This is a genomic window from Terrabacter sp. P5_B1, from assembly GCF_056400505.1.
Genome location: NZ_JBFULD010000389.1, coordinates 1 through 3,546, shown reverse-complemented (window position 1 = coordinate 3,546; position 3,546 = coordinate 1). Strand labels below are relative to the sequence as shown.

The window sequence follows — 3,546 nt, the reverse complement described above, 5'->3', positions numbered from 1 at the left end:
GCGCCGCCCAGGGCTGGGTGAGGTAGACCACGGTGTCGGCGGACGGCGCTCCGCCCTCGAGGCGGATGCGAAACTCCCGGGCGACGCGCTCGTCGACCCGCCACCCGCTCCCGTCCCGGGCGTAGAGGGACCATCGCTCGTCACTGAGCCACTTCGCGCTGGCGGCCACCGCGAGGGCGCGCACGGTCGAGCGCGGCTCGTGGCCGCCCTCGCGGCGGTAGGCCCGGCGACGCGTGGACCAGGTGCCGAACGAGCCGAGCCCCTCATCGATCACCACGACCCGGGGGCGTCGGCCCCGGTGGGCACGGACGAAGGAGGTCCAGGCACGCACCGACGGGGCCCCCACGCACAGCAGCTGCGCGGTCCGCGGAAGGTCGGCGGACGAGCGCTCGCTGTCCGAGAACCGGACGATGAGACGAGGGTCGTCCACGAGGAGTGCTCGGACGGGGGCCTCACGGGCCTGTCCGTCACCGAACGCATCCCCGGTCGGCCTGATCGTGAGGCGCACCACGCAGTCCTGGGACTCGAGCAGGCAGCGAAGGTACGACGAGGCGTAGAGCAGGTGCGTGCGGGACCGAACCCCCGTCAGCACGAGGTCGAGCGTCTCGGCAGGGTCAGACAACAGGTGGCCTCCCCGCGCGGGTGAGCTGCCAGGCGGTGCGCCAGGACATCGGTCGGCGGGCGCCGGCATCGGTCCGCATGCCCTCCCGCAGCCCTGAGAACCACACTCCCAGCTTCTCGCGGTCGCGGACCCGCGCGATGGTGGCCATCGACCACAGACCCACGTAGACCTCGGCGAGAGGGTGCGGCAGGTTGCGCTTGGCGACCCACACGCGGTTGCGGGCGTTCATCCGGTAGTAGACGGCGTGCCGCGTGGGCTGCGTCGCCGGGTGGTTGACGACGACGTCGGGGCGGTAGTGCAGCCGCCACCCCGCGTCGAGGAGTCGATAGGCCAGGTCGATGCCCTCGTGGCCGTACCAGAAGTGGCCCGGCCAGCCACCGACTGCTTCGAAGGCGCTGCGGCGGACGGTGCACACGCCCTCCCAGAAGACGACCACCTCGCCGGGGCGTCCGCCGTCGGTCGTTCGCAGCCGAGGCACCCACCGCCGCGGTGTCGGCCGCCCGTCGGGGTCCGCCCCGCGCGGCTGCACGACCGCGACGCGCTCGTCGTCATAGTCCTCCGCGAGACGCCGGAGCACATCGGTGGTGGGTAGCACGGCGTCGTCGTCGTAGAAGAAGAGCACCTCGCCACGCACCGCCCGCGCCCCGACATTGCGTCCCTCGGGGATGCCGACGTTCTCCACGAGGTGCACGGTGCGCACGCCGGCGGGCACGTCCACCGGCTCCCAACCGTTGCCGACGAGCACGACGTCGAGGTCGACACCCTTTTGGGTGATGAGCGTCGCCAGCGCTCTGGCGAGCTCGGCGGGTCGGTCTCCCATCGACAGGACGACGGCGCCCACTGTGGTCGGCGCCGGCATCATCGCTCCTGCGGTCGTCTGGGTCCGGACAGGACCCCGGGTGGCTGCGGTGGGTGGGGTGCCGTCCAGGGGCGCTCCCGCTCCCGTACGGCATCGCTATTGTAGTCAGGTCATCCGGAAGGGCTCAGCCTTCGTTCCGGGGACCCACCACGAGAGGACCACGAGTTGACCGCCCACGTGAGCGACCAGGACGTCCAGCGCGACCCCATCTCCGGAGCACGCATCCTCGTCGGCGACATGCTGATGTGGTCCGACCTCGCGACGCTCGAGACGCCGCTGGCGGTCCGCGAGGTGGTTCGGACCGCGATCGCGGCACACCGTCCGCGGCGCGTCCTGCTGGCTGGCCCGAGGGCGGGGCTGCTCGTCGACGCGGTCCCCACCGACGTACGCGTCGACCTGCTCGTCCGCGCGCTGCCCGACGCCCGTCTCCTGGGTGACCGTGCCGGGCTGCACGAGAGCTCGGACATCTACTGCGGCGGCCTCGACGTGTTCGCCCCGGGGCACAGCTACGACCTCATCGTCGCCCTCGGTGGTCCCGAGCGGCTCCTCGGTCCCGACTCGCGGGGCCTGACTGAGGCCGAGACGGTGGCGCGTCTCGCCGCGCTCCTCGACGACGGGGGCCGCCTCGTGCTCGACCTCGCCAACGAGATGGGGTTCACCGACCTGGTGTCGTCCCTGCCCGACGCGACGCTCGAGTCCGACGCCGGATGGCATGTCGGTGCGGCTGGCTTCAGCCCCCGGCACCTCTTCGCCCGGGAGCGGTCGAGCGTCCTCGAGGCCGAGGGCCTGCAGGCCGAGGCCACCTTCGCAGCGCTGCCCTCCGTGGACCACCACAGCCTGCTCGTCCACCACGAGGCAGTCGAGCACGAGCGCCTGCGCGATCGCGTCGGGGTGCTCGCGGGGCAGGCGATGGACCAGCACTTCTCGACGACACCGATGCTGCGTGAGCCACGAACGGCGCTCCAGCGCATCGTCGACGCCCGGATGCTCGATGGGCTGGCGCCGGCATGGGTCGTGGTGGCGACCAAGGGCGAGCCGACGGTGCACGTGCCCGACTACCCGGCGATCGTGGCTGCCGAGCCGGAGACCGACAACCCCTGGAGCACCGTCGCGGTGGTGTCGGCCGACGACACGGAGACGCTGTCCTGGGCGAGTGCGCGCACCGACGACGAGATGAGCGAAGGGAAGCTGTCCCGCACGCTGGTCCCCTCGACCGGAGGACGCTCGTTCGAGCTCGAACTTCGACAGGCCTGCGCGACGCGCCGCCACGCTGCCATCCGCAGCCGGGTGCGAGCGTATGCCGCGTGGCTGGCGGACGTCGGGGTGTGGACCTCGGAGACGGCCGAGCGCCGCTACTTCGCCACCCCAGCCAACACCCTCGTCGACGGCGACCGGCTCGCCCTCGCCGATGCATCCTGGCGACGTACCGGGGTGGTCTCCGCCGAGGACGCCCTCGTCCGGGGACTCCGCGACTTCGCGCGACGCCTTCTCGCGTCCGGCTCGCCGCACCCGTGGCGCCCCTCCGTGACGCCCGACGAGCTGACGATCACGCTTGCCTCGATGACGGGCCTCACCGTCACTCCCGCGGCGATCGTCCGCGTGGCGCGCATCGAGGCGGAGGTGGCCTCCACCGTCGCCGGACATCCCGAGGACATCGACGAGTTGCTCTCCCGCAACATCGAGCAGGGTGAGTTCGCCAGGGACCTCCCAGCGCCCGACGAGATCGGCTTCCGGGAGCTGCTCACCCACCACCGGGTCGTCTCCCGAGAACTGCGCGAGAAGCAGGGTCAGGTCAGGTGGCTCGAAGGTACCCTGCGCCACCGCGACCGTTACATCCGCAGGCTGGAGAAGGTCATCGAGCGCTATGAGGAGACGTTGACCTACCGCGCCGTCGAGGCGCTCCGGGCGCCGCGGCGCATCGCCACGGAGAAGGCGGTCTCCGTCGCCAAGTCGACCGCCCAGGACGCCCTGCCACCCGGCGCACTGAACAAGGCCCGACAGCTGGCGGCCCGCGTCCTCAAGTGACCTCGGTGGTGGTGGCCCAGGCGAGCCCCTGGGCCACCAC

Annotated in this window: 3 protein-coding genes; 1 reads left to right on the top strand and 2 read right to left on the bottom strand. The window is 72.0% G+C overall.

Going from position 1 to position 3,546, the window contains the following annotated elements; all coding sequences use genetic code 11:
• Positions 1–622, bottom strand: a 622-nt coding sequence (locus tag AC1DP0_RS19700) for a hypothetical protein (protein WP_478087838.1), incomplete at its 3' end; no start/stop codon positions are given.
• Positions 615–1,481 (bottom strand): glycosyltransferase family 2 protein, encoded by an 867-nt coding sequence (locus AC1DP0_RS19695; RefSeq protein ID WP_478087835.1) that lies wholly within the window; start codon positions 1,479–1,481, stop codon positions 615–617. The genes AC1DP0_RS19695 and AC1DP0_RS19700, both read right to left, overlap by 8 nt.
• 177 nt (positions 1,482–1,658) lie before the next feature.
• On the opposite strand from AC1DP0_RS19695, the gene AC1DP0_RS19690 reads away from it, so the two are divergent.
• On the top strand, positions 1,659–3,506 hold the full coding sequence (locus AC1DP0_RS19690; protein WP_478087833.1) for a hypothetical protein: 1,848 nt from the start codon (positions 1,659–1,661) through the stop codon (positions 3,504–3,506).
• Positions 3,507–3,546: the final 40 nt, after the last annotated feature.

Excerpts from the sequence above, each read along its gene's own strand:
- AC1DP0_RS19695 (WP_478087835.1), bottom strand. The coding sequence starts at position 1,481 with ATGCCGGCGCCGACCACAGTGGGCGCCGTCGTCCTGTCGATGGGAGAC.